Here is a 25,363-nt window from a genome sequence, read left to right on the forward strand (position 1 = left end):
AAAGTTGCCCCTCGGAGAATGCTGAATGAACGAGCAGACGCATATGTTTGCCAAGGAAACGCTGATGAACCCCTTCGCGCATTACAGCGCAATGCACGAGGGCGGGGTGGCGATCCAGCATCTCCCGGAAATGAACACCTACGTCGTTTACAGCTATGAACTGTGTTCCGAAGCTACCGGCCGGGTTGACGTGTTCTCTAATGATTTCAGCTCGCTGATGGGTACGACCGACCCCGAGATTGATGCCATTCTGGCCGAAGGCTGGGACAACCCGTCAACCTTGCTGACCGTCGATGCGCCGATCCACACCCGCAATCGCAAGCTGGTAAACCTGGCTTTTTCCGCGCCGCGCGTGAACGCGATTGAACAGGACATGCGGGCCAAATCGATTGAATTGATCGAATCGTTGGCCGATGCCGGGGAGTGCGAGTTTGTCGAAGCCTTCGCGATTCCACTACCAGTGGCGATGATTGCGCAGCAGATCGGGCTCGATAACGATCCCAAGCAGGTCAAGTACTGGTCCGACTGCGCAGTTGACCGCTTCAGTCAGATGGTTGACCGCGAACGCGAGCTGGAATGCGCGCGCAGCTTTGTCGAATACCAGCAATACATGAAGGCTAAGATTGATGATCGCCGCGCCAATGGCGGAGATGATCTGTTGACCGACCTGGTCGAAGCTCGCGCTGATGGTGAATCGCTGACCGACGAAGAAATCATGTCGATCATGCAGCAGTTCATGGTCGCCGGGAACGAGACCACCACCTCGACCATTGCCGGAGCCTTGCTGCAGCTGATCCGCAATCCTGACCAGATGGCCAAGGCCAGGGCGGCAGCCGGCGGTCGCGATCCCAAGACCATCGTCAACCTGGTTGAAGAAGCACTGCGCTATGAGACCCCTAGCGCCGGAATGTGGCGGATCGTGCAGGCTGACACAGAATTGGGCGGGGTAAAAATCCCGCAAGGTTCGACGCTTCAACTTCGCTATGCCGCTGCCAATCGCGATCCGGCGAAATTTCCCGATCCTGACAAGTTCGACATCGAACGCACCAATGCGCGCACCCATCTGGCCTTTGGCAAAGGACCGCACATGTGTGTTGGCAACATGCTGAGCCGCAAGGAAATGTTCGTTGCCTTTGACGAATTGCTCGACCGACTGGACAATTTCGCCATTGCCGACGAGGCCGGGATCGCCGTCCTGCCCAACATCCTGCTGCGCGGTGTAACCCGGCTGCCGATTAGCTACACGAGGGCATCGTGAACTTCGACTTTAGCGAGGAGCAGGAGCTGTTTCGCAGCTCGGTCGAACGCTTTGCCGGAGACCTGGATGCGCCCAAACGCTGGGCCTTGCGTAAGAATACCGGCGGCTATGACCGCGGCCGCTGGCAGATCATGGCGGAACTGGGCTTGCTCGCGCTGGCCGCCCCGGCGCGATTTGACGGATTGGACGGTGAGGCAATCGATCTGGCCGTGGTAGGCGAGGCGCTTGGCAAGGCAATTGCGCCCGACCCCTGGCTGGAAAACGGCGTACTACCGGTCCGTCTGCTGGCCTTGGCTGGAGCCAGTAAGGCGGTCAATGGCGCCATGGCCGGGACCGCTATCTATGCGGCGGCGCTGGCTGAACGGCAGGGGCGCTATACCCTTGCGCCGCACCAGACCAAAGCAGTGGCTAGCGCTGATGGATATGTGCTGAGCGGCGAAAAAACGTTCGTTCTGGGCGGCGCGCTGGCTGACCGGCTGATCGTTTCGGCAGATTTGGCGGGGGAGGTAGCGGTGTTTTTGGTCGACGCCGCACAGGCCGGAGTTGACGCCCGCCACTACCGAATTGTGGATGGCAGTCTGGCTAGTGAAATCAAGTTCCTCGACGTGGCGCTGGCCAAGGATCAGCGGCTCGCGCTGGGATTGGCTGATCTTGAAATTACGGCGGCTGATGTGCGGCTTCAGGCGGCGGCTGAAATGCTCGGACTGGCCCAGCGACTGTTCGATGACACGCTTGATTACGTCAAACAGCGACAGCAGTTCGGGGTGCCAATCGGCACGTTCCAGGTTATCCAGCACCGCCTTGTCGAATGCTATGCCAAGCTGGAGCAGGCGCGATCGATGCTCTACCGCGCTGCCCTGACCAACCGAGACAACGTAGCCGAATGGCGCCGAGCTGCAGCCGGGGCCAAGGCGTTTGTTGGCGATGTTGCCGGGCATATCGCGCGCGAGGCGGTCCAACTCCACGGCGGCATGGGGATCACCGAGGAACTGTTGATCGGCCACGCGATGAAGCGGGTGCTGCTGCTATCCAGCTTTCTGGGCGATAGCGATGCCGCACTGGTTGACTATGCGGTGGCTGCGTGAGCGGGCTGTCTCCAATAGCTGAAGGACTGTGGACCGATGAAGCCAAACCAAGGCTGATCGGCGGGCGTCTGCAATCGGGACAGATTGTGTTTCCCATGCCTGAGGGTGATGCCGCCCAAGGGGTTGAGCCATATAACCTGTCACGCAAAGGCACGTTGTGGTCTTTTACAAGCCAGGATTTTAGGCCCAAGTCACCATACGAAGGTCCGGGCGAAGGGCCGCATGATTTCAAGCCGTATCTGATCGGCTATATAGAATTGCCGGGCGAAGTGATCGTCGAAAGCCTTATCGTCGACGCGACACTGAACGAGCTGCGACTGGGCATGCCGATGGAGTTTGCTGTTGTGCCGTTCAATGCGAAACATACCACCTTTGCCTTCCGGCCGGAGCAGCGCGCATGAACAACGTCTACATTATCGGTGCCGGAATTCATCCGTTTGGCCGGACGGATCACCGCTCTGGCCGGGAGCAGGGAGTCTATGCCGTGCGTGAGGCGCTGGCCGATGCCGGGCTCGAATGGGCCGATATCGAATGCGCCTATGGCGGATCGTCGGCATCGGGATCGGCCGATATCATGGTCAACGAGCTGGGGCTGACCGGACTGCCGTTCGTCAATGTTGCCAACGGCTGCGCAACCGGGGGAAGCTCGCTCGCTTCAGCGCAGTATGCGGTTGCCTCGGGCGCCTATGACCTGGCGCTCGCGACAGGCTTCGACAAGCACGATCGCGGCGCTTTCAATGCGGACCCGAAAAGCTATGGCCTGCCCGAGTGGTATGGGCAGACCGGCATGATGCTGACCACGCAGTTCTTCGCGCTGAAGATCCAGCGGTACATGCAATCCCATGGCATCAGCCGCACAACACTGGGCCGCGTTGCGGAAAAGGCCTTCCGCAACGGCAGCAAGACCGACCATGCCTGGCGGCGTTCGCCCGTCGATCTGGATACGATCATGAACGCGCCGATGATCAACGATCCGCTGACGAAGTACATGTTTTGCTCGCCGGCCGAAGGCGGAGTGGCGCTTATCCTGGCGAGCGAGAAGAAGATGCGCGAACTGGGCGCTGACGGCGTGCGGATCGCGCAGATTTCTGTGCGCACGCGCCCGCCCAATAGCTTTGAGGTGTTTCAGCCGGCGATCAACGTGGTTGAAGGGGGCAAGCCGACGATCCTTGCATCCAAGGCGGCGTTCGAGGGTGCGGGGATTGGCCCCGAAGATATCGATGTTGCCCAGTTGCAGGACACCGAAAGCGGGGCAGAGATCATGCATATGGCTGAAAACGGCTTCTGCGCGGACGGCGATCAGGAAAAGTGGCTGGTCGAAGGGCGGACCGAGATTTCAGGCAAGTTGCCGGTCAACACCGATGGCGGATGCCTGGCCTGCGGTGAGCCGGTCGGCGCATCCGGTCTGCGCCAGGTCTACGAAAACGTCCAGCAGCTGCGCGGTCGGGGCGGGGCGCGGCAGGTGCCGGGGTCGCCCAAGGTTGGTTACAGTCACGTCTACGGCGCGCCAGGGCTGGCGGCTGTCGCGATCCTTGAGCGCTAGGAGCCGGACATGGGAAAAATGACCGGCAAGGTCGCATTGATCAGCGGCGGCGCCGAAGGGATCGGGGCAGCCACGGCCAAGCTAATTATTGCCGAAGGCGGCAGCGTCATGCTTGGCGATTTGCAGATCGACAAAGCCAATGGGCTTGCCGCGCAGCTTGGGACACAGGCTGCAGCGGTGCTGCTCGACGTGCGCGATCGCGATGCCTGGGAAGCGGCTGTGGCAGCCACGGTCGAACGTTTTGGCAAACTGACAGTGCTGTGCAACATCGCCGGTATTTCCGAACCCGGCAATGTCGTCGACGGAACGCTGGATGTGTGGGAGCGGACGATCGACATCAACCTGAACGGCCCCTATTATGGATGCCGTGCCGCGCTTCCGGTGATGGAAGCCTCAGGTGAACCTTGCTCCATCGTCAACATTGGCTCGATGATCGCGCTGCGCGCCGCCGCCTTTGTCGCCGCTTACAGCGCATCCAAGGCCGGGCTGGTCGGCCTGACTCGTTCCATTGCGCTAGACTGCGCAGCGCGCGGAGTGCCGGTGCGGGCAAACATGGTCCACCCCGGCGCGATCCGCACGCCGATGTACGATCGCTACAAGTATTCTGGTGCTGATACGCCCGAAAACATTGAATCCAACTTTGCTGCAACGCACCCGATGAACCGTATCGGAGAGCCGGAGGAGGTCGCCCGCGCGGTTGTATTTCTGGCCAGCGACGAAGCCAGCTTTACCACAGGCTGCGATTTCACCGTCGACGGCGGCGGTTCGATAAGGTCCTGACTGATGACAGATATGCCTCCTCCCCGGATTGACGCGCACTTCGTTGCTGCGGGCAAATATCACGACATCGACTACGCCCGGCTCGAAGTGCTCAAACTGCTTGGTGAACACCCTCAGGTCCGCACTACGGTAGCCTGCGATTATGGTGATCTTGACCGGCTGGCGCAGTGCCGGTTTCTAGTCAGCTACACGTGCGATCTGATGCCCACCCTGGAAGAGGCTGCGGCTATCCGTTCCTGGCTTGAAGCGGGCGGCAAGTGGCTTGCGCTGCATGGCACTAATTCGATTCTCGTGTTTACCGAAAGCGGCCTGGTCGATGCGCCCAACGACCGCCCGGACGTGATGGAAATGCTGGGTACTCAGTTCAAGGCGCATCCGCCAATCGGACCTTTCAGAGTCGAAGTGGTTAGCCACGATCACGAGCTTACGCGCGGTATTGCTGATTTCGACATCGTAGACGAGCTGTACCTATCGCACACGACTGCGAAGATCGACCTGCTGATGCAGACCCGTTTTGATGGCGAAGCGACCGGGTTTGTTGACGGGCAATGGCAAGATTGCGTGGTGCCAATTCTGTACACGCGCGACATCGGCGCAGGCCGGATCGTCTACAATACACTAGGCCATTGTCGGGGCCACTACGACCTTCCTGGAATGGCCGATTTTTATCCGCATCCTGAGCGTTGTGCCTGGAACTACGAGGTCTATTACGATCTCCTGCGCCGCGGCATTGTCTGGGCGATGCGAGAGGGGGACTGAACCGATGGACATGCAGTTTTCGGCCCAGGACACGGCTTTTCGCGACGAGGTACGCGCGTTTCTGGCGGAAAGCCTGCCTGATCATTTGCGTGATGGTGCCAGGCGCACGCCCGGCGTATTTGTTGAACCAGACATAGGGATCGAATGGCACAAGATCCTTTATCGAAAGGGCTGGGTCGCACCGCATTGGCCCCAGGAAGACGGCGGCACCGGCTGGACCCCAACCCAGCGCTTCATTTTTGAAAAAGAGTGCGCTCTGGCGGGTGCGCCGGCACTGTCGATCCTGGGTTTGCGGCTGGTCGGGCCAGTGATATGCCATTTTGGGACGCAGGAGCAGAAGGACCGCTTCCTTCCAGGAATTCTGGCCGGAGAAGTTTACTGGTGCCAGGGCTATTCAGAACCCGGCAGCGGTTCTGACCTAGCTTCGTTATCAACATCGGCACGCATCGAAGCCGGCGAATATGTGATCAACGGGTCCAAGATATGGACCACCCATGCGCATCACGCCGATTGGATTTTCGCGCTGGTACGCACCAATCCCGATGTCAAAAAGCAGGCAGGTATCACGTTTCTGCTGGTGCCAATGGCCCAGCCGGGGGTTGAGGTGGCGCCGATCGTTTCGATGTCGGGCGATCACGAAGTCAACCAGGTGTTCTTCAGCGATGCGCGCACCAGTCAGGCCAACCGCATTGGCGAAGAAGGACAGGGCTGGACCATTGCCAAATTCCTGCTGGAAAACGAACGCGGCGGATCGTGCTTTGCACCGCGACTCTTGCAAAGCGTTGCCGAACTTGAGGATATGGCCAGCAATCAGCCGTCTGGCGTAAACGGGGCGATTGCCAAGGATCCGCGCTTTCGCGACCGGTTGTCGCGCACGCGGCTCGAAGCGGAAGCGCTGGAGGTCACCGAACTGCGCATTCTGGCCGAACTGGCAAAAGGCCGATCGCCGGGGCCGCAAACCTCGCTTTGCAAATTGCTTGGGTCGAACATCGGTCAAGCGCTGGACGAATTGCGCCTTGAGTTGCTGGGTTATGATGCCTTGCAGCTCCCGCTGGAAAGGCCTCTTTATGGCAATGAACCACCCGAACCTGTGGGATCGGACCGGGCCCAGATTGCCATGGCGCGCTTCCTCAATAACCGCGCCGCGACAATCTTTGGCGGGTCGGACGAAACGCAGAAGAACATCATTGCCAAGGCCGTGCTGCGCCTTTGAATCGAAACGCTTGCAGCGTAACGGCACCGGCGTACTTTCCGCTACGTAAACCTTGGCTTGACCTCCGGTTTTTTGCTATCATGGGAATCGCCGAGTACAGCAGTGCCGGCCCCATGGGAGAGAGCTGTGATCGAAGAAGCTAAAGCCGGCAAGATTGTTGAATTGCGCACTCCGCATGGCCGCGAAACAACCGCACAGCTACTCGAACTGGTTACGATCCGTTGCACGGAAGACATCCATGATGCAGCGGTCGCGATGGCTCGCATCGCGCAGGAACGCGGTTTGCAGATCGCGATGTGCGATGACATTTCTTCCAAGGAACCGATGGTCGATGCCGATGGCACGATCCTCAACGCTGATATCTTCCGCTGGCTTGCTGATGGGGCGCGGTGGTGGGAGGATCATCGCCTTGCCCTGCATTCGCCGCTGCCGCGTGCCTGCCGTTATGAAAGCGAACCTTTCTGGGTCAATCAGCAAGGGTTCCACGGGCAATGGCGCAATTCCTATCTGGACGAAATCGACCTCAACGATTTTGAGCGGCGCTCGCTGTGCAAGGCGGCAATCGTGGTGCCGGTCCACCTGCCGTTCGGACAGATTTCAGCCAACAGTTTCATTAGTATGGACCGGGAACAGGAAGACCTTTCGGCAGAGTTTGCGCAGCATTCGACCTTGCTTTCCCAACTTACCCGGCGGTTTATCGCCGGTTATGTCCAGGCAAACCGCACCAAACGGCGGATCCGGTCTGACTGCGTGCTGTCGAAGCGAGAGGTGGAATGCCTGCGCTGGGCTGCAATCGGCAAGACCGACAAAGAAATCAGCATGATCCTTGATCGAAGCCATGCGACGATCCGCTACCATATCCACCGCGCCGGCGAAAAACTCAACTCCGTCAACCGCGCCCAGACCATCTTCAAGGCCGGGCAGCTGGGCTATCTGGGGGCAAGCGATTAACCCAGCTTGCGAACCGGTTCGCTGCCATCCCATGTCGCGGCAGCCTGCCTTAGCATGTTGAACAGATCGGCAGTGCCGGGCTGGGGCTGGAGCATTTCAACCACGCTGCCGGGGCCGCCGCCCGGATCGGCATAGATCACATGGCCAGAATCCCCCACCTTGCCTTCGACCAGCACTTTGGCGCCCTGCGCTTTGCAGGCGGCATAGGCATCGGCGATGTCGTCGACCAAAAGGCAGGTGTGGTGCATCCGGTCGCGCACCGCATAGGGTCCCGAATAGATCGACGGCGCATCATTTTCCGGCCGGATCAGTTCGATCTGGGTATCGCCCCAATATGCAAGGGCAAGCGTAAATATCGCTGCGGTCGGCTGGCCCATGTAGCGCATGTCCTCAAGGGCGATATTTTCCATCAGGAAGAATGGGCCGACCCCCATGACACGGGTCCAGTGATCCAGCGCCGCGTCGAAGTCTTCGGGCAGCCAGGCAAGCTGCATTACCGGCCCCAAACGCGCCAAGCCTTGCACCGCCATTCCTCTACTCCTCACAGTTACGCTAGGATGCGCTGGGGCAAACTTGTGGCATTTCAGGACAACAGCATACTGCGCAAATCGACAGTGAGGCCCGGTTTCCCATGACTGAAGTGACCAAGATCGCCCGCGAGGATCGCTGCCCGGCGATGTCTTATACCGAAATGCTGGAAGGCGATACGCGCCGGGTGCCGGACTATCTGTTCGACGAATCAATGCCCGACATGCCGACCGATCCGATCGCGATAGAGCCTTATATCAGCGAAGACTACGCGCGAATGGAACGCGAGAAGATGTGGCCAAATGTATGGCTGTTTGCTGCCCGCGAGGACGAGATGCCCGACCCCGGCGATACCGTGGTTTTCGAAATCAATGAAAAGTCGTTCCTGCTGGTGCGTCAGCGCGATGGCGCGGTGCGCGCGTTCTACAATGTGTGTCTGCATCGCGGCCGCAAGCTGCGGACAAAATCAGGCGCAACCAGTCAGCTGCGCTGCAATTTCCATGGCTTTACCTGGAACAACGACGGATCTTTGAAAGAGATTCCCTGCGCCTGGGATTTCAAGCATCTGGAAGGCAAAGATCTTAGCCTGCCCGAAGTGCGCGTGAACCTGTGGCAAGGCTTTGTCATGATTACCGAAAACAATTCAATTCCCGATTTCAAGGAATGGGTTGGCCCGGTTCTCGATCAGTACGATAACTACGACTTCACAAATCGCTATACCGGGATGTGGATCGCCAAGAAGGTGACCGCCAACTGGAAGGCGACTGCCGAAGCCTTCATGGAGGCGTGGCATTCGGTCACCACGCATCCGCAGCTGCTGCCGTTCTTGGGCGATGCGAACAGCCGTTACGATATCTACGGCGATTTCTTCAATCGCGCCATCACGCCGTCCGGCGTGCTCAGCCCGCATGTGACGGGCAAGGATCAACAGTACATCCTTGACAAGATGGCCGAGTTTTCTGGCGGCAGCGACGCCAATACCAACCGCCGTTTCAACGCCAGTTCCGATGCGGTGGAACTAAATCATGATGATCCCCTTCAAGCGCGCAAATTGCTGGCCGAAGCGAGCCGAAAGGGTTTTCAGGAACAATACGGCTATGATTATTCGGACAAGTCCGACGCCGAAATCCTCGACAATTTCACGTACAATATCTTCCCGAATTTCTCGCCGTGGATCGGTTTCCTGCCAACGCTGGTCTATCGCTGGCTTCCCGGCGACACGCCTGATTGGTGCATCATGGAGATCCGGCTGCTCATGCCCACGCCAAAGGGACAGGCAAGGCCGCGCGCAGTTGAACGGCTTTACATTCCCGATGACGAGCCGTTTGCCTGGGCAAAGAACGTGATGGGTGAGGCACTCGCCGGAGTATTCGACCAAGATCTGGCCAACCTGCCGCACGTCCAGACCGGTATGAAAGCCTCAGGCAACGGCTTGATGGAGCTGGGCAAGTACCAGGACAGCCGGGTCCGGCACTTCCAGACGACCATGGCCAAATACATGAGCGGAGAGCTGCCCGGTTAGACCGAGGGGCATAGCTGCGATGAGCATCGAAAAAGTCATCGTCTTTGGCGCTTCCGCAGACCAAGGCATTCCGCTGGTCAATGCGCTGCAACGCCGCGGATTTTCGCTCACCGCCGGGGCGAGGCGCGCTGATGCCATGGCCGGCACGCCGTTTCCTGATTTGCGTGTGGTCCACGCCGACATTACCGACAGCGACACGCTGAAGGCTGCCTTCGCGGGACAGGACGCATTGGTCATGCACTTGCCGTTCGAGTTCAATCGCGAGCGTGCGGCCAGCTTTGGCCGGGCAATAGCTGTGGGCGCGAAGGGATCGGGGTTGCGCAAAATTGTATTCAACACCAGCTGCTTCGTCGCCGACCACGATCTTGATTTGACCGCGCATGATGGCCGCCGCGATATCGAACGCGCGCTGGAAGGCACCGGCATCCCTTGCGTGTTCATCGAGCCAACCGTATTTATGGACAATATAGTTCGCGCTTGGACCAAGCCGTCGATCGTCAACAACAGCATCTTTGCCTATCCGGCAGCGCCCGATCTCAAAATCAGCTGGATCGCGCTATCCGACGTCAGTGAATATATGGCGGCCTCACTCGAGACCGATCGCGCAGATGGCCGCCACATCCCGGTCGGAGGACCCGAGGCCCTGACCGGGGACGAGGTGGCACAGCGGCTGTCAGCAGAAATCGGCAAGCCAGTTGTGTTCCGCAGCCTTGATCCCGGCGACTTTGCGGCGAGTATGAGCGAGCTTGTCACTGGGTCGCGCACCCTTACGCCAGGGACCCCGTATGAGGGCATGGCAAAGTTCTACCGCTTCTACAACACGCAGCCTCAGAGTCCGCTGCTGGTCGATCCCGGGAAGACAGCGGAGCTGATCGATGTAACACCCACACGGATGAGCGAATGGCTGAAGCGCTGGGATTGGACCAAGCCGATTTAGGCTTCGGCGGCGATTTCGGCTGTATCGAAATAGTGGATTCGCAATTCCTTGAGCAGACCATCCTCGAACCGTCCGGCTTCGTTGACCGTCTGGCTGAACGTGCGGCCCGTGCGTTTTGATGTCATCGTCAGGGTGAGCACCACCACCGCCCAGGTTTCACCACCAACGATCTCATGGATTTGTACCGATGCATCGTGCCAGGTGCCGTACATCGCCTCAGCCACTCGGCGTAGCGCTTCGCGCCCGCGCCATTCGCCGCCATAAGGTATGCCTGGGGCTTCATGGACGATGAAATCTGCCGCGCAGCGTTCAGCTACACCGTCCCAGTCGCGCGCGCCGGCCATGGCATAGATCTGCGCCAGTAGCGTTGCGGGTTTGACTGTCACTCGATCGTGCCGATCAGGTCACCAACCTGGTAGACTTCGCCCTCGCTGCCGCTGGGGTGAAAGATCCCGCTCGACTGGGCTTCAATCTCGACCGTCGTCTTGTCCGTTGCAACGGTGTAGATAATGTCGCCTTCGCTTACCGTTTCCCCATCTCCGAACATCCATTCGAGCAGCGTCACTTCAAGTGCACTCATGCCAAGTTTGGGGATGCGGATTTCTGATACCACCGCTTAACTCCTGCCCAACGCGGCCTTGATCTGTTCTATGATCTGCGCCTTTGTCGGGATCCACGCCTGTTCCAGCACAGTTGCGAAGGGTACCGGCGAAAATGTCCCACCAACCCGCCGCACCGGGCCTTTGAGGTAGTCCCAGCATTTTTCCTGGATCGTTGCCGCCAGTTCCGCTCCGGTGCCAAATGGACGGACGGCTTCATGAAGGGTCAGGGCCAATCCGGTCTTGCGGACCGAGGCGAGAACAGCGGCCTCGTCATAAGGCGCAATGGTGCGCAGATCGATTACTTCGACCGAGATACCTTCGCTTGCCAGTTCGCCAGCGACTGCCAACGCGTCAAGCACGGTCCGGCCATAGGTGATCAGTGAAATATCGCTGCCTTCGCGCGCCACTGCCGCCTTGCCCATAGGGACGCGGTAGCCCGGGCCGGGATCTTCGGATTTTAGGCCGTAACACAGGATATTCTCGATAAAGATCACCGGATCGTTGCACTCGATCGCCGAACGCATCAGCCCGCGCGCGTCGGCAGCGTTGGAAGGCGTCACCACGTGCAGCCCGGCAACGTGAGCAAACCAGGCTTCGAGCATATCGGAATGCTGCCCGCCAAAGCCCACGCCGACCCCGGTGGTGGTGCGGATAACCAGCGGCACGTTGGTCTGTCCGCCTGACATGAAGCGCAGTTTGGCGGCATGATTGACGATCTGGTCCATGCAAACGCCGACAAAGTTCATCAGCATGATTTCGGCAATCGGGCGCTGCCCGGCCAGGGCCGCGCCGACTGCCGCCCCGACGATGGCGGTTTCCGAAATCGGCGTAGCCCGCACACGGTGTTCGCCATATTTTTCGCTGAGACCCGATGTAATCTTGAACACCCCGCCACCCTGCTTGGCGGCAACGTCCTCGCCCAGGCAGAATACGCCAGGATCGTCGGCCATAGCCTCGTCAATGGCGCGGTTAAGCGCCTGCGCCAACGTGATCTCGCCCATCAGGCGGGCGCTCCTTCCAGCACATCGATCGCCAGCTCCTCGGCGCCAGGCAGATCGGCGGCCAGCGCCATGGTAACGGCATCGTCAATTTCGGCGTCGATGCCGGCGACGACGGCGTCAAGCTCCTCAGCGCTGAACTGGTGTTCGAGCATGACCTTACGCAGCTTGGGCAAAGGGTCTTCGCGCTGCATTTCAGCAAGATGTTCGGGCGGCATGTAGGAAAAATCGGCACCGAAAAAGTGTCCCATCATGCGGTAACACATCGCCTCGATGAGGGTCGGACCTTCGCCAGCCCGCGCACGATCTACTGCCTCTTGCATGGCTGGGTAAACCTGGTGGACATCGTTGCCGTCAACCAGCACGCCTCGCATGCCGTACCCAGACGCGCGGGCCGAGATCGATTCGCTTGATGTGTGATCAGCAAAGGCAGTGTGTTCGCCGTACCGGTTGTTCTGGCACAGGAAGACCACCGGCAGCTTGTAGAGCTGCGCCATGTTCATGGCTTCGTGAAAAGCGCCGATATTGGCGGCGCCGTCCCCGAAACTTACCACGGTGACCTTGCCGTCACCGTTGTTCTGGCTCGCCATGGCGAGGCCGTTGGCGATCGGCAGGCCCGATCCGACTACCCCGGTCGTCACCATTATCCCCTTGGCAGGATAGGTGATGTGCATTGTCCCGCCTTTTCCCTTGCAGGTGCCGGTGACCTTCCCCAGGCATTCGGCCCACCATAGCTCGGCGGGAATGCCCTTGGCGGTTTGCTCGCCCTGTCCGCGATAGGTGCAAACCACGTAATCGTCGTCGGTCAGCGCCGCCATCGCCGCGGCAGAAACCAGTTCCTGCCCGCGAACGCAGTAATACATCACCGCGACCTTGCCCTGCATCAAAAGTGAGCGGAACTTTTCGTCTGTGCGGTTTACCTTCATCGTACGTGTGTAGATGTCGAGCAGCCTGGCGCGATCTATCGTGCTCATCCCTTTCAGGGCCTAGAACTGGACGCGCTGGGTAAAGCCGCCGTCGACCACTACGTTCGCTCCTGTCATGTAGGGACAGGCCGGGCTGGCGACGAAGACGATCGCATTGGCAACTTCCTGCGGGTTGCCGAAACGTCCCATCGGCATCTTTGCCAATGTACCATCATAGAGCGCAGGGACATGCTGCTTGATCATTTCCCAGTTGCCGCCTTCATAATAGATCGCGCCTGGCGAGACCGTGTTTACGCGGATGCCTTTGCCGGCAAACGCCTGGCTGAGCTGCGAGCCATGAGTAATCAGTGCGGCTTTAAGCGCGTTAAAGGCCTGCGGGGCGACGAAGGTTTCTAACGCGGCGGTAGATGACAGGAACACGATTGAGCCGCAGTCCGACTTTTCCAGGAAGGGCGTCAGCGCCTCAACCCCGTTGACTGCGCCCATGATATCCATGTCCAGCCCTTGCTGCCAATCACCCGTACCGCCTGTGCCGGACGAGCTGGCGGTGTGGACGAAAATGTCGCACCCTCCCAACGTCTCGGCTGCCTTGATGAGCCACGCCTTGTAGGCGTCGGCTCCGGTGGCCATATCGAACACCTCGGCATGAACCTTGCCCGGTCCAGCCGCGTCAATCTCTGCCTTGGCCGCCTCAATCTTGTCGGTCTTGCGGCTAAAGAAGGCAACGTCGGCGCCTTCGGCAGCGAACAGCTTGAGCGAGGCCAGGCCAAGCCCGTGCGCGCCGCCGTTCATGATGACTTTCTTGCCAGCCAGACCCAGATCCATGTGTCGCTCCTCTTGTGCCCGAATAAGATACTTTGCCCGGTCTATGCGCCCAAGAGCAACGCGTTAATCCGCAAATGTGTCAGGTTGGCTGCGCGGCCCTGCCGATCTGCCGTGCGGTCCATGCAAAGATCGCCATGGCGACAAGTGCCGCCAGTGCTGCGACCCAGAATACGGCAAGACCAAGAGCCTTGACGCCGTGCCCGGCTGCCAGCCGGTCGCTTATCCAGCCTATCACGCCTAACCCGAACGCCTGACCAATCAGATTGTTGAAGAACAGCGCAAAGGCCACCGCAAAGCCGCGCTGCGCGGGTTCTACGGCAGTCTGGATGCCGGACAGGATCGGCGCCTGGCTTGACACGAAGACGCCGTACGAGAGCGAAAACAGGATGAGGAACAGGGGCAGGGTGGCTGATTGGAAACTCATCCACAACGGCGCGATGCACATCACGCTGACGAGGCCCGGATACCAGGCGCGCCAGCGCTCGTCCCGGCGGGTCAGCCAGTCGGTAATATAGCCGCCAAGGATCGGGCCGGGGAGGCCGCCAACCATGAAAGCCAAACCAAGATAGATGGCAACATCTCCGGTCGAAACGCCAAACTGCCGGATCAGAACCGGCGCCATCCAGAAAGCCATGCCATAGCCGATCATTATCTGTACGGCATAACCTGCGGCGATCCCCAGGTAGACCTTGTTGCCAAGGAGCAAGCGCAGGGTTTGGCGCAGAGGCAGCTGTGCCGCGTTTACGTCGGGCGGCGCAAACCGGCCGCGTTTCGGTTCACGGATCGTCGCGTAGATCAGTACGCCTACCAGCAGCCCTGGCAGACCCATCAACACGAAAGCCCAGCGCCAGCCAAGCGCCTGTTCCAGCAGGCCGCCCGCCATAAGGCCGGTAACCGTGCCCATCGTCGATCCTACCGTCAGGAAACCCATGGCCCGGGCCAGCTCCTCGCGCCGGAAATAATCCGCGATCAGGGATTGCGACGCAGGGCCGCTGCAGCCTTCGCCTACGCCGACCCCGGTACGGGCCAGGAACAAGGTCCAGAAACCGGTAGCTGCGCCGCACAACGCGGTCATCAAACTCCACAAGCCGATGGCCGCGGCGACAATGCTCTTGCGAACAGAACGGTCGGCAAGTCGGGCAGCGGGGAAGCCCGCAATGATATACGTTGCGGTGAAAGCCACCCCTCCCAGCAGGCCAAGCTGGGTATCGCTGAACGCAAACTCGGCCTTGATGTCCTGAATCAGGATGGAGAACACCAGCCGGTCAGCGACGCTGAGCAGCAGCGTAAGGGTCAGGACCGCCAGAACATAATATCTGTAACGCGGATTTTCGCTCACCGCTCGGGCCGGGCAAACAATCCGTTGTCGACCGGAAACTCTACCCCGGTCAGAAAGCGTGCCTCATCCGAGGCCAGAAACAGCACCGCATTGGCCACGTCTTTCGGCGCACCAAGGGATTCCTTGGGCAGGATTCCGTCCGGAATGTCCATCAGGGCCTCACCCGCGCGTCCCGATATGTCGCGAACCATCGGCGTTTCGATCCCGCCGGGCATCAGCACGTTGCAGCGCACCGGATAGCCCATGTCCTGACAATGCATCGCAATCGACTTTGTCATCGAACGGATTGCACCCTTGGCCGCAGTGTATGCGATAATTGTACCGTATCCCATCAGCGAAGCCGTCGAGGACATGTTGATGATTGCACCGGCCTTTGATTCCCTCAGCAGCGCCAGCCCATGCTTGCAGCCGAAAAAAGTGCCTTCGACATGGATCGCCATTTGCAGGCGAAAGTTTTCGGTTGAGCAATCTTCGATACTTTCGAAAATAACGTTGCCCGCGTTGTTGACCAGAATGTCGAGCCGGCCATGTCGCTGGCGGACATGCTCGAAAACTTCAAGCCAGCGTTCTTCAAGTCGTACATCATGATGAAGCGCCTCACCGCCGATTTCCTCGGCAACCGCCTGCGCCCCTGCCAGATCAATGTCGGTCACGAATACTTTGGCGCCCTCTTCGGCCAGGCGCAAGCAATCGGCTTTGCCCAGACCCATCGCCCCGCCGGTTACCAGCGCGATCTTGCCTTCGACCCGTCCTGTCACGGCCAATCCCTTCTAATCCACCAAAGTCAGCACCTTGGTAAGCGACGGTGCGGGCGTTCCATACTGGCTAAAGCGCGAGGCCTTCCTGTCATTTTTGCCACGCGCGGCCTAGTATTTCTGCTCCTAGCCTGTGTCCCCGAGGAGCAGGATTATGGACCAGGCCGAAGTCGACCTGTTGAAGCGGATGATGGAGTGGGAGGGGCAGCGCTCAGAGCCGCCTGAAGGTTTCCCCGCGCTGCCCGACATGCCAGCAGCGCGCTACACCAGCGCCGAATATTTCGCGTTGGAGCAAGAGCACATCTTTGGCAAAAGCTGGCTATTCGCCGGGCACATTGATGAGGTTCCGGAGCCTGGTTGCTACATGCGCTGGGACAATGCCGGGCAGCCGCTGGTGATCGTTCATGGCAGCGACGGAGTGGTTCGCGCCTTCTACAATACCTGCCGTCATCGCGGTGCCCCGGTAGTAACTGATCAGCGCGGCAAGAGCATGCGGCTGGTTTGCAGCTATCATAACTGGACCTACAAGACTGATGGCACTCTTGTTGGCATCCCTGAACGGCGCGACTTTGCAAATCTCGATTTGGCGTGCCGCAGCCTGATCAGCGTTCGCTGCGAGCGCTTCGGCAACTGCATCTTCGTCAACCTGGACGATCATGCGATGCCGCTGCTCGACTGGCTGGGGCCGCTTGCTGCGGAATGGGCCGAGTTCGGTTTCGACCGGGTAAGGTTGGGAGCGCGGCACAGTTTTGAACTGAATTGCAACTGGAAGGTTGCGATGGAGGCCAACATGGAGGTCTACCATGTGCCGTTTATCCATCCGACCACTGTGGCACCGCTGGTTGATGCCAAGCGCAACTTCAACAGCTTTTATCCCAACGGCCACGCCAGAATGCTCGCCCCGCCGCCAGCGCAAACCGATCGCGCCCACGTTCGCGCTATCGACAGCCCGCCCGAATGGAAACAGATCGAGACTGTAGGAGAACTGGGGCGAACTTGTACCCAAAGCTATACTCTGTTTCCCAACTGGGTATCGCCGCTGTCGAACTATTTCGTACCGCCGCTCGTGTTCTGGCCGACTTCGCTTGGTACTACCCGGCTCGAATTGGTGACCATGGCGCTCGACTGGGGCGAGGGTCCTGCGCCTGATCTGTGGACCGTGCCTGATCCCGCTGCTTCACACGGCCGGGCGATGAGTCCGATCATCCTTGAGGACACACAATTTGGCGAAGCAATCCAGCGCTCAATGGAAAGCCGCGCCTTTCGCAGTGTGCCGTTGAGTTACCAGGAAGCGCGCATCTATTATTTCCATCAGCAGTGCGATGCAATGATCGGTGCGAACCGCGTGCCGCCTGAACTGCGGGTCGATCCTGTGATCGACGCGCGCTGGGCCGGACCAGACGATCCGCGCTTTAGGCTTGTATGACTGCAATCGATGCGTGCCTGTATTACGTTACGGAATACGGTTCAAATAGGGCCCTATCGGTTTTGCTAAATGTGTGCAGGCAGCACTGGACGTAGACAGACGAGGCCGGAATATCGGTGGTCGTACGATCCGGCGCACACGAAGCTAAAGCTTAATGCGACCCAGTGGGGAGGATGACTATGAGAGGTTCCGCGTTCGAAGCCCGTATGTCGAAAAAGGCCAGCAGGTGGTTGTTAGGGACTGTTTCCAGCCTTGCCGTGCTGTCCATTCCGCAGGCCGCTTTGGCGCAGGCTGCACCCACTGACGAAGTTGACCCAAGCCAGATCATCGTCACCGCCCGCAAGCAGAATGAAAGTCTGCAGGAAGTGCCGGTCACTATCACCAGCGTAGGTGCGGACGTGATCGACAAGTACAGCGTTAGCGATGTGGCTTCGGTGGTCAACCGGGTGCCCACACTCAAAGTGCAGGTTGGCGGTTCAGGTTCGGGCGGGCAGATCAACCTTCGCGGTGTTGGTTCCTCGGCCATTTCCGCAGCATTCGATTCCGCCGTCGCACTCGATTATGATGGCGTACAGGTCTCTACCATGCGTCTCGTGCAGGCAGCTTTTGTCGACACCGCACAGATCGACGTTCTCAAGGGACCGCAATCGCTGTTCTTCGGCAAGAGCGCCTCAGCAGGGGTGCTGTCGATCAGATCGAAAGATCCGACCAAGGCCTGGGAAATAGGCGCTCGTGCGTCTTATGAATTCGAAGAGCGCGGTTGGCTCGTCGGAGGATATGTTTCCGGTCCGTTGACGGAGAATCTTGGCGTTCGTTTGTCTGGCGAGTACAATGACATAGACCGGTATCTTGAGCTGCAGGCCGGAACCCCCGCAGTCAACCAGAAGCGCGGGCTGCGCAATTCGCTTGCGCGCATGACCCTCGCCTGGAACCCAGTACCCGGTTTCGATGCCAATCTGAAAGTGCAGTACACCCACAACACAAACGATGGCGCGATCGGCCATTCCGACATTTATTGCGGAGTGAATGGCGTTGCCGATCCGATTGTCCTGCTTTCAGGCGGACTTTCGGTCCCGGCTGGCTATAACTGCAACTATCAGGACTCGCGGTACTTTCTTCCGGATACCGCTCCCGCGCTTGCTGTTTCTGTTCCTACCGCTACCGGTCCGACAAAGGCTCTTGGCTTTAAAGGTGTACCGTTCGGCGTGACCGACCTGTGGTTTGGTCGGCTCAAACTGGATTTCGGCTTCTCTGACCATCTTACGCTGTCTTCGGTTACAGGTTACGTCAATCTGGATGCTACCGACCTCGACAACTACAGCTACGGCGGTGCATTCGGGACGGTGCCATTTGGCGTCGGCACAAGCGACCCGCGCAATGCCCTCGAACAATTCTCGCAAGAGCTTCGCCTGACCTCAAAGCTGGACGGTCCAATCAATTTCATGGTTGGCGGATACTACGAATGGCGGAAGTTCATTTTTGATACGGCTCAGAATGGGATCAATATCTCGCTGGTCGCGCCTGATCCGATCACTGGCTTCACTTTCGATTGGGACAAGGTTCACACCACCAAGACTGAAGCCAAATCGCTGTTTGCCAGCACGATCATCGATATAACCGATCAGCTCGAACTATCGGGCGGCGTGCGCTACACGAAGGAAGACAAGACCCAGTGGATCGACGTGCCATATGTGCACGCATTTCTCGTCGGCACCGGGCTCTTCATCCCCAGCGGATACAAGTCTGGTGCAATTCCATTCAGCGACAGCAACTGGTCACCAGAGGCGACAATCAAGTACAAAATATCGCCTGACGTCAATGTCTTCGCGTCTTACAAGACCGGGTTCAAATCAGGCGGTATCGACAATTCCGCACTGCCGTCAAACAGCCTGAGCCAGGCGGCGCTGTCCGGAGATTTCAGTTCTCTGATCTTCAAGTCCGAATCGACCAAGGGCGGCGAGGTTGGCATCAAATCGCAGTTCAACAACCGTACGCTCACCCTGAATGCGACCGCTTACTGGTACAAATTCAAGGATCTGCAAGTCCAGGTGTTCGACGCAGTCAATGTTCAGTTCAAGACGCTGAACGCTGGCGACGTCACAACCAAGGGCGTCGATCTTGAGATGGGTTGGCGCACGCCGGTGGAAGGGCTGACATTGTCGGGGAACCTCTCTTACCTCGATGCCAAGTTCAGCAGCAGCTACATCACGTTCAAAGGTCAACAGCTGCAAGGACGCGATACGTCGAATGCGCCGCGCCTGTCAGGCAACCTTGCGTTTGACTGGAAGGTGCCTTTGGGAACCTCGCTGGAGTTTAACCTAGGCGGCAATGCCACCTATTCGGACAAGTATTTCACAACGCAAACCAGCTTGTCCGACTTCGTCCAGCCATCATATTGGGCGTTTGATGCGTCGGCTTCGATCGGTCATCCTGACGGCCTGTGGAAGCTGGCACTGATTGCCAACAATATAACCGACAAAATCTGGGCGACGACAACCGGTGACCGGCCGTTCCTGCCGGCTGGCGGCGATGACATCATCATCAACCAGAACCGCGGGCGTCAGGTCTTTATCCAGGGGTCGGTCAAGTTCTAGATCGTCAGATCGCACAACAGGAAAGCCCGCGAACTTTATGTTCGCGGGCTTTTTTCTGACCGGCGGCGTTCGGCGGCGGCGGGATGGCCGCCAGCCCAATTCTAGCTGAACAGGCTTTCAGGATATTCGATCAGAGATTTAAGCGTTGCCAGGAACTTAGCACCTTCTGCGCCATCGATGGCGCGATGATCAACCGACAGGCTTAGCGCAATCCTGGTGGCAAAGGCCAAGTCGCCGTCGGCAGTTTCCACCGCCTCGCGCCGCGCCCTACCGACCGCAAGAATTGCACCTTGCGGCGGGTTAATCACTGCGTCGAAATCATCAATGCCGAACATGCCAAGATTGGAAACCGTGAAGGTTCCGCCATCCAGGTCGGCATATGCCAGCTTACCCGTCTTTGCCTTGTCGATCAGTGCAGCCGAAGCGGCTGCGATTTGGCTGATCGACATCGCGTCGGCCTGGCGGATTATTGGCGTTACCAGACCTTTGGGCGAAGCGACCGCGATGGCCACGTCGGCGTGGGCGAAACGGTGGACCGCGACATCATGGACCTGCACATTGACCCCCGGATGCAGCGCCAGCGCCCTGGCCACCGCCATCACGACATAGTCGTTGAGGCTGGCCTTGATCGCCAGGACCATGTTGGCGGCTTTGCGCAGCGCAAGCAGGGCATCGGCATCGGCCGAGATCCGCAGATAGAAGTGCGGAATGTCACGTTTTGCGGCGGTCAACCGCCGGGCAATTACGGTGCGGATCTTGTCAAACGGCTCGATCGCCGGTGCGTTGTCTTCGGCTGCAAAGACCGTTGCTGCTGCTGGCGCGACAGAACCGCTTGCCGTCAGTACGTCATGCTTGGATATCCGTCCGCGCGGTCCCGTTCCGACAAGGTCGGCCAGCTTGACCCCGTGGATGGCAGCAAGACGGCGCGCTAGCGGCGAGGCAAAGACCTTCAGATCGCTGGGCGGCGTTTCAAGCGGCCCGCGCCAAGTCTTAGCGACCTGCGGTTGCAAGTGCTGGTAGACGTCCTGATAAGTGATCCGGCCGCCGCGTCCCGAACCTTCGATCATTGCCAGGTCGACTGCCTCGCGCTCGGCCAGGTCCAGTGCCTTGGGGCTGATCGGTCGGTTGGTGTCGATCTTGCCCGGCTTTTTCGGCGCGGGCTTATTCGCACCTGGATCGGCCGCTACAGGTGTATCGCTGATGCCGCCGTCCGACGGCACGTAGTCTGCAACGAAGGCGTCAATCTCTTCGGCGGATGCTTTATCTTCACCGACGACCGCCAACAGCGCTCCGACGGGCAGCGCCTCACTGCCAGCCGGGCTGACGATCCGCAGGATAATTTCGCTTCCTTCCGCCTCAACTTCATTGGTGATCTTGGCGGTTTCGATAAGGCAGATCACGTCGCCCCGGCTCACGCGATCGCCATCGGTCACCATCCATTCGGCAACAGTGCCTTCCGTCATCTCGATACCCCACTTGGGCATGCAGAACGGGCGGAGCTTGGTCATCAGATGCTCCTTAACGCCAGGCCAAGGCCTTGCGGGCCGCCGCCTCAATCTTGTCGGCCGAAGGCAGATATTCACGCTCGAGCTCGGCCGCAAAGGGTACGGGCGAGTGCGGGGCACAGACCATTTCGACGGGTGCCTTCAGACTGGCAAAAGCCTTCTGCGCGGCAAGTGCAGCTATGTCGGTGGCCAAGCTGCAGCGCTGCGGCGCTTCGTCGACCACGACTAATCGACCGGTTACTTCGATGGAATCGAGCACAGCCTCTTCGTCAAGCGGACTGGTTGTGCGCAGGTCGATCACATCGCAGCCAATGCCGTCCTTCGCCAAAGTGTCCGCCGCGACCTCGCACCGGCCGACCATCAGTCCGGTGGCAACCAGGGTCAGATCCTGTCCGGCTCGGGCCAGGCGGGCATGACCAAAGGGGATGGTATAATCTCCGTCCGGCACTTCGCCGGTTACGCCATACAGCGCTTTATGTTCTAGAAAGATCACCGGATCGTCGCCGCGCAGCGCCTCGCGCAGCAAGCCGCGCACGTCTTCGGGTGTGGAAGGCATCACCACCTTCAGGCCGGGCATCGCGGTAAGGAACTGATGAACCGACTGGCTGTGCTGGGCCGCGGCGTTGAAGCCCGCGCCATAGGCCATGCGGATGATTGCCGGGCAGGTCGATTTGCCGCCGAACATGTAGCGGAACTTGGCGATCTGGTTCCAGATCTGATCAAGCGAAACTCCGATGAAATCGGCAAACATCAATTCGGCCACGGGCTTCTTGCCCGCCAGCGCCAGCCCACCTGCCGCGCCGACGATGGCGCTTTCCGAAATCGGAGTGTCGATAACCCGATCGGGACCGAACCGGTCGTAAAAACCGGTCGACGTCGACCAGATCCCGCCGATCGCTTCGGGTCCGCCAGCCGTGCCCATACCGCCAACCACGTCTTCACCCAGGACCACCACCCGGTCGTCCTGCTCCATTGCTTCGAAAATCGTCGAGCGGACTGCATCGCGGTACATCATCTGGGCCATCGCGCTGTCTCCGCTCAGTAGGTTACGTAAACGTCGGTAAGGACGTCGGCGGCGGTGGGGCGTTCGGCTGCCTTGGCGGCAGCAACGGCCGCCTCGATCTGGTCGAGGACGGCTGCGTCGATTTCATCAAGATCGCTGTCCGTAAGCAATTTGGCGCTGACCACGTTTTTGCGAAAGTTCTTCAGGCAGTCGCGCGTGGCGCGGATCCGGTCAAGCTCGCCTTCGCCCCGGTAACGCTGCGGATCGCCTTCGAAATGGCCGAAGAAACGTTCGGTATCGAATTCGACCGCGGCTGGTCCGTTGCCCGCGCGGACGTAATCGAGCAATTCGCGCATCGTATCGTGAACCGCGAAGAAATCCGTCCCGTCGGCGCGCCAGACCTGCATGCCAAACGCTTCAGCGCGGCTGGCGATGTCTTTCTGGGTGCCGACCGCGTAATCGAACCCGGTGTGTTCGGAATAGTGATTGTTTTCAAACACGAAAACGCAAGGGGCCTTGGTGACCACCGCCAGGTTCATCGCTTCAAACGTGGTGCCCTGGTTGCAGGCGCCGTCGCCTGAAAAGGTGATCGCGACCTTGCCCTTGCCGTCAAGCTTGGCGGCCAGCGCTGCACCAACAGCAATCGGCGCGCCGGCGCCGACAATCCCGTTTGCGCCCAGCATGCCTACATCGGTATCGGCAATGTGCATCGAACCGCCCTTGCCTTTGCACAATCCTTCGCGGCTGCCCCAGATTTCCTTCATCATGCCTTCAACGTCGCAACCCTTGGCCAGGCAGTGGCCATGTCCGCGATGCGTGGAAACGATCTTGTCCTCTACATCCAGATGTTCGCACACCCCCACGGCGACCGCTTCCTGACCGCAGTACAGGTGGGTAAAACCGGCAATCGCGCCGGTGGCGATATCGACGTGGAGCCGTTCCTCGAACTCGCGGATCACTTTCATCCGGCGATAGGCTTGCAGCATCTGTTCACGGCTGAGTTGCATGTTCGGTTCTCGCTAGGCTTTCCGCACTTGGTAATAGGCCCGGCTGCGCCAGAAATCCCGCGCAATACCGGTCTTGCTTGTCATGAGATGTCGGCAGGGACATTCCCATTCGTCAAAATGCTAGGATACTCTTTGCCGCCCGTTTTGCAGCGATGGAACCCAGCCTTTTGCTGCGCGTTGCGAAAGTTTCGCATCGCAAGAGATGACGGCGCGTCTGGCGGCCGCTAGGGGGATGGTATGCAGGCCGAACAGTTTGACGACCGATCATCAGCTCCGTCGGTCTGGCGCTTTGCCAAGGCAAACCGCGCACATGTGGTAATCGATGCGGCCGACTATTTTCGCCTGATGCAGGACGCTATGCTGGCGGCCCGCCAGCGCATTCACTTGATCGGATGGGATTTCGATACCCGTGCCCGCCTGGGACCGGGCCGCCGGTGGTGGAATGGTCCCAGCCGCAAACGGCATCCTGCACGCCTTGGGGCGTTCATCGTCTGGCTGTGCCGACGCAGGCCCGGCGTGCAGGTCCGCGTCCTTAAATGGAACTTCGGTGCGCTGAAGTTTCTGATCCGCGGGTCGATGATCCTTGACCTGGCCCGCTGGTTCATCACCCCGCAGATCGATTTTAAATTTGATAGTGCCCATCCGCTGGGCTGCAGTCATCATCAGAAGATCGTGACGATCGACGATTGTTTTGCCGTCTGTGGCGGTATCGATATGACATCGGACCGTTGGGATACACCCGAACATCTGGAGCATGATCCGCGCCGTCGCCGTCCTGATGGCCGCAAGCTATACGGGCCGTGGCACGATCTGACGATGATGGTGGAAGGGCCTGCTGCCGGGGCGATTTCGGCATTGGGGCGTGATCGCTGGAAGGTTGCGGGCGGCGCTCCGCTGGAACCATGCCAGGCCCAGGAAGGAACCGCGTGGCCAAAAACGCTTGAGGCAGAGTTCACAGATGTCGAAATCGGCATCGCCAGAACCCGCGCCAGATATCGCGACACCGAAGAAATACGGGAAATTGAGAACCTGTTTGTCGAACATATCGGCAGGGCCAAACGGTTCATCTATGCCGAAAGCCAGTACTTTGCATCGCGCGTCATTGCAGAGGCGATCGCCGCAAAAATGGCGCAGCCCGATCCTCCCGAAATCGTAATCATCAACCCTGAAACGGCTGACGGCTGGCTGGAACAAAAGGCAATGGACGGCGCGCGGGTACAGCTGTGCCGTGCCATCGGTGCGCGCGATTCCGGTAACCGGTTCCGCATCTATATACCCTACAATGCCGCCGGCACCGCGATCTATGTCCATTCAAAGATGATGATTGTTGATGATGCGATTATCCGGATCGGCTCGGCCAACATGAACAACCGCTCGCTGGGGCTGGACAGCGAATGCGACGTGTTCATTGATACGGCGCGGCCGGGCAACGACCATGTCGTGCCCGTGATCCGCAGCCTGCGAGTGAGGCTGCTGGCAGAACATACCGGGCTTTCGGTCGAACAGGTGGAAGCGGCGCTTGACAGTCACGGATCGATGCACCGCCTGATTGAAGATGCACCAAAGGACGGCAAGCGGTTGGAACCGTTTGTGCTACAGGCGCTGACCGAGGCGGAGCAGGCCGTTGCCGATAACGCGCTGCTTGATCCCGAGCGGCCCGAAGAAATGTTTGAACCGATTCACAAGCGCCGCGGGCTGTTTCGTCGCGGTAGCTGGCTGCGTCGGCCCCGATCAGGAGCGTCTGAATGATAAGCTGCGACAACGATCACGGTGATGCCGGCCCGATGGCCAAGCTGCCGGTCCCTGA

Annotated in this window: 24 protein-coding genes; 13 read left to right on the top strand and 11 right to left on the bottom strand. The window is 59.4% G+C overall.

Annotated elements, in window-relative coordinates; translation table 11 throughout:
* Nucleotides 1-25 precede the first annotated feature (25 nt).
* The 8 genes from Q0L62_RS08525 to Q0L62_RS08560 all read left to right on the top strand — a co-directional run bounded on the left by Q0L62_RS08525 (nt 26) and on the right by Q0L62_RS08560 (nt 7,589).
* On the top strand, nt 26-1,258 hold the full coding sequence (locus tag Q0L62_RS08525) for a cytochrome P450 (protein WP_296678875.1): 1,233 nt from the start codon (nt 26-28) through the stop codon (nt 1,256-1,258).
* Nucleotides 1,255-2,343, top strand: a complete 1,089-nt coding sequence (locus Q0L62_RS08530) for an acyl-CoA dehydrogenase (RefSeq protein ID WP_296678877.1) — start codon at nt 1,255-1,257, stop codon at nt 2,341-2,343. Before Q0L62_RS08525 ends, Q0L62_RS08530 begins: the two co-directional genes overlap by 4 nt.
* Nucleotides 2,340-2,744, top strand: coding sequence for an OB-fold domain-containing protein (locus Q0L62_RS08535; protein ID WP_296678878.1), 405 nt, complete (start codon nt 2,340-2,342; stop codon nt 2,742-2,744). Before Q0L62_RS08530 ends, Q0L62_RS08535 begins: the two co-directional genes overlap by 4 nt.
* Entirely contained in the window at nt 2,741-3,886 is a 1,146-nt protein-coding gene (locus tag Q0L62_RS08540; protein WP_296678880.1) for a thiolase family protein, read from the top strand. Before Q0L62_RS08535 ends, Q0L62_RS08540 begins: the two co-directional genes overlap by 4 nt.
* A 9-nt stretch (nt 3,887-3,895) precedes the next feature.
* On the top strand, nt 3,896-4,666 hold the full coding sequence (locus Q0L62_RS08545) for an SDR family oxidoreductase (RefSeq protein ID WP_296678882.1): 771 nt from the start codon (nt 3,896-3,898) through the stop codon (nt 4,664-4,666).
* Between the two features lie 3 nt (nt 4,667-4,669).
* On the top strand, nt 4,670-5,425 hold the full coding sequence (locus Q0L62_RS08550; protein WP_296678884.1) for a ThuA domain-containing protein: 756 nt from the start codon (nt 4,670-4,672) through the stop codon (nt 5,423-5,425).
* A gap of 4 nt (nt 5,426-5,429) precedes the next feature.
* Nucleotides 5,430-6,638, top strand: a complete 1,209-nt coding sequence (locus Q0L62_RS08555; RefSeq protein WP_296678886.1) for an acyl-CoA dehydrogenase family protein — start codon at nt 5,430-5,432, stop codon at nt 6,636-6,638.
* Nucleotides 6,639-6,764: 126 nt separating this feature from the next.
* A complete protein-coding gene (locus Q0L62_RS08560; RefSeq protein ID WP_296678890.1) occupies nt 6,765-7,589 on the top strand; it encodes a LuxR C-terminal-related transcriptional regulator in 825 nt (274 codons plus the stop codon).
* Here the strand turns inward: Q0L62_RS08560 and Q0L62_RS08565 are convergent.
* Entirely contained in the window at nt 7,586-8,119 is a 534-nt protein-coding gene (locus tag Q0L62_RS08565) for a VOC family protein (protein WP_296678892.1), read from the bottom strand. The genes Q0L62_RS08560 and Q0L62_RS08565 overlap by 4 nt on opposite strands.
* A gap of 101 nt (nt 8,120-8,220) precedes the next feature.
* On the opposite strand from Q0L62_RS08565, the gene Q0L62_RS08570 reads away from it, so the two are divergent.
* Complete coding sequence (locus Q0L62_RS08570) at nt 8,221-9,639, top strand: aromatic ring-hydroxylating dioxygenase subunit alpha (RefSeq protein WP_296678894.1); 1,419 nt, start codon at nt 8,221-8,223, stop codon at nt 9,637-9,639.
* A 19-nt stretch (nt 9,640-9,658) separates the two neighbouring features.
* Nucleotides 9,659-10,576, top strand: coding sequence for an SDR family oxidoreductase (locus tag Q0L62_RS08575; RefSeq protein WP_296678896.1), 918 nt, complete (start codon nt 9,659-9,661; stop codon nt 10,574-10,576).
* On the opposite strand, the gene Q0L62_RS08580 is transcribed toward Q0L62_RS08575, so the two are convergent.
* From Q0L62_RS08580 to Q0L62_RS08610, 7 genes are all read right to left on the bottom strand, one after another.
* Nucleotides 10,573-10,962, bottom strand: coding sequence for a nuclear transport factor 2 family protein (locus Q0L62_RS08580; protein ID WP_296678898.1), 390 nt, complete (start codon nt 10,960-10,962; stop codon nt 10,573-10,575). The two genes, Q0L62_RS08575 and Q0L62_RS08580, sit on opposite strands and share 4 nt — an antisense overlap.
* Nucleotides 10,959-11,189, bottom strand: a complete 231-nt coding sequence (locus tag Q0L62_RS08585) for a biotin/lipoyl-containing protein (protein WP_296678899.1) — start codon at nt 11,187-11,189, stop codon at nt 10,959-10,961. Before Q0L62_RS08585 ends, Q0L62_RS08580 begins: the two co-directional genes overlap by 4 nt.
* A 3-nt stretch (nt 11,190-11,192) precedes the next feature.
* The gene (locus Q0L62_RS08590) at nt 11,193-12,179 is read right to left on the bottom strand and encodes an alpha-ketoacid dehydrogenase subunit beta (RefSeq protein WP_296678901.1); all 987 of its coding nucleotides are present in this window, start codon (nt 12,177-12,179) and stop codon (nt 11,193-11,195) included.
* A complete protein-coding gene (locus Q0L62_RS08595) occupies nt 12,179-13,150 on the bottom strand; it encodes a thiamine pyrophosphate-dependent dehydrogenase E1 component subunit alpha (protein ID WP_296678903.1) in 972 nt (323 codons plus the stop codon). Before Q0L62_RS08595 ends, Q0L62_RS08590 begins: the two co-directional genes overlap by 1 nt.
* Before the next feature lie 12 nt (nt 13,151-13,162).
* A complete protein-coding gene (locus Q0L62_RS08600) occupies nt 13,163-13,927 on the bottom strand; it encodes an SDR family oxidoreductase (protein ID WP_296678904.1) in 765 nt (254 codons plus the stop codon).
* A 79-nt stretch (nt 13,928-14,006) separates the two neighbouring features.
* Nucleotides 14,007-15,266: an MFS transporter gene (locus tag Q0L62_RS08605; protein ID WP_296678905.1), complete on the bottom strand. Its 1,260-nt coding sequence runs from the start codon at nt 15,264-15,266 to the stop codon at nt 14,007-14,009.
* On the bottom strand, nt 15,263-16,024 hold the full coding sequence (locus Q0L62_RS08610; protein WP_296678907.1) for an SDR family oxidoreductase: 762 nt from the start codon (nt 16,022-16,024) through the stop codon (nt 15,263-15,265). Before Q0L62_RS08610 ends, Q0L62_RS08605 begins: the two co-directional genes overlap by 4 nt.
* Before the next feature lie 151 nt (nt 16,025-16,175).
* Here Q0L62_RS08610 and Q0L62_RS08615 point away from each other — a divergent pair, with 151 nt between their 5' ends.
* Both Q0L62_RS08615 and Q0L62_RS08620 read left to right on the top strand, forming a co-directional pair.
* On the top strand, nt 16,176-17,447 hold the full coding sequence (locus tag Q0L62_RS08615) for an aromatic ring-hydroxylating dioxygenase subunit alpha (protein WP_296678909.1): 1,272 nt from the start codon (nt 16,176-16,178) through the stop codon (nt 17,445-17,447).
* Between the two features lie 179 nt (nt 17,448-17,626).
* Nucleotides 17,627-20,041: a TonB-dependent receptor gene (locus Q0L62_RS08620; protein ID WP_296678910.1), complete on the top strand. Its 2,415-nt coding sequence runs from the start codon at nt 17,627-17,629 to the stop codon at nt 20,039-20,041.
* Nucleotides 20,042-20,142: 101 nt separating this feature from the next.
* Here the strand turns inward: Q0L62_RS08620 and Q0L62_RS08625 are convergent, their stop codons facing one another.
* From Q0L62_RS08625 to Q0L62_RS08635, 3 genes are read right to left on the bottom strand one after another with little or no spacing between them, the layout of a single operon-like run.
* On the bottom strand, nt 20,143-21,549 hold the full coding sequence (locus tag Q0L62_RS08625) for a 2-oxo acid dehydrogenase subunit E2 (protein ID WP_296678912.1): 1,407 nt from the start codon (nt 21,547-21,549) through the stop codon (nt 20,143-20,145).
* A 10-nt stretch (nt 21,550-21,559) separates the two neighbouring features.
* The gene (locus Q0L62_RS08630; RefSeq protein WP_296678914.1) at nt 21,560-22,570 is read right to left on the bottom strand and encodes a transketolase C-terminal domain-containing protein; all 1,011 of its coding nucleotides are present in this window, start codon (nt 22,568-22,570) and stop codon (nt 21,560-21,562) included.
* 14 nt (nt 22,571-22,584) lie between these two features.
* Entirely contained in the window at nt 22,585-23,556 is a 972-nt protein-coding gene (locus Q0L62_RS08635; RefSeq protein ID WP_296678917.1) for a thiamine pyrophosphate-dependent dehydrogenase E1 component subunit alpha, read from the bottom strand.
* A 237-nt stretch (nt 23,557-23,793) separates the two neighbouring features.
* Here Q0L62_RS08635 and Q0L62_RS08640 point away from each other — a divergent pair, with 237 nt between their 5' ends.
* On the top strand, nt 23,794-25,305 hold the full coding sequence (locus Q0L62_RS08640) for a phospholipase D-like domain-containing protein (protein WP_296678918.1): 1,512 nt from the start codon (nt 23,794-23,796) through the stop codon (nt 25,303-25,305).
* Nucleotides 25,306-25,363: the final 58 nt, after the last annotated feature.

It is taken from the genome of Novosphingobium sp. (assembly GCF_024642085.1).
Taxonomy (GTDB): domain Bacteria; phylum Pseudomonadota; class Alphaproteobacteria; order Sphingomonadales; family Sphingomonadaceae; genus Novosphingobium.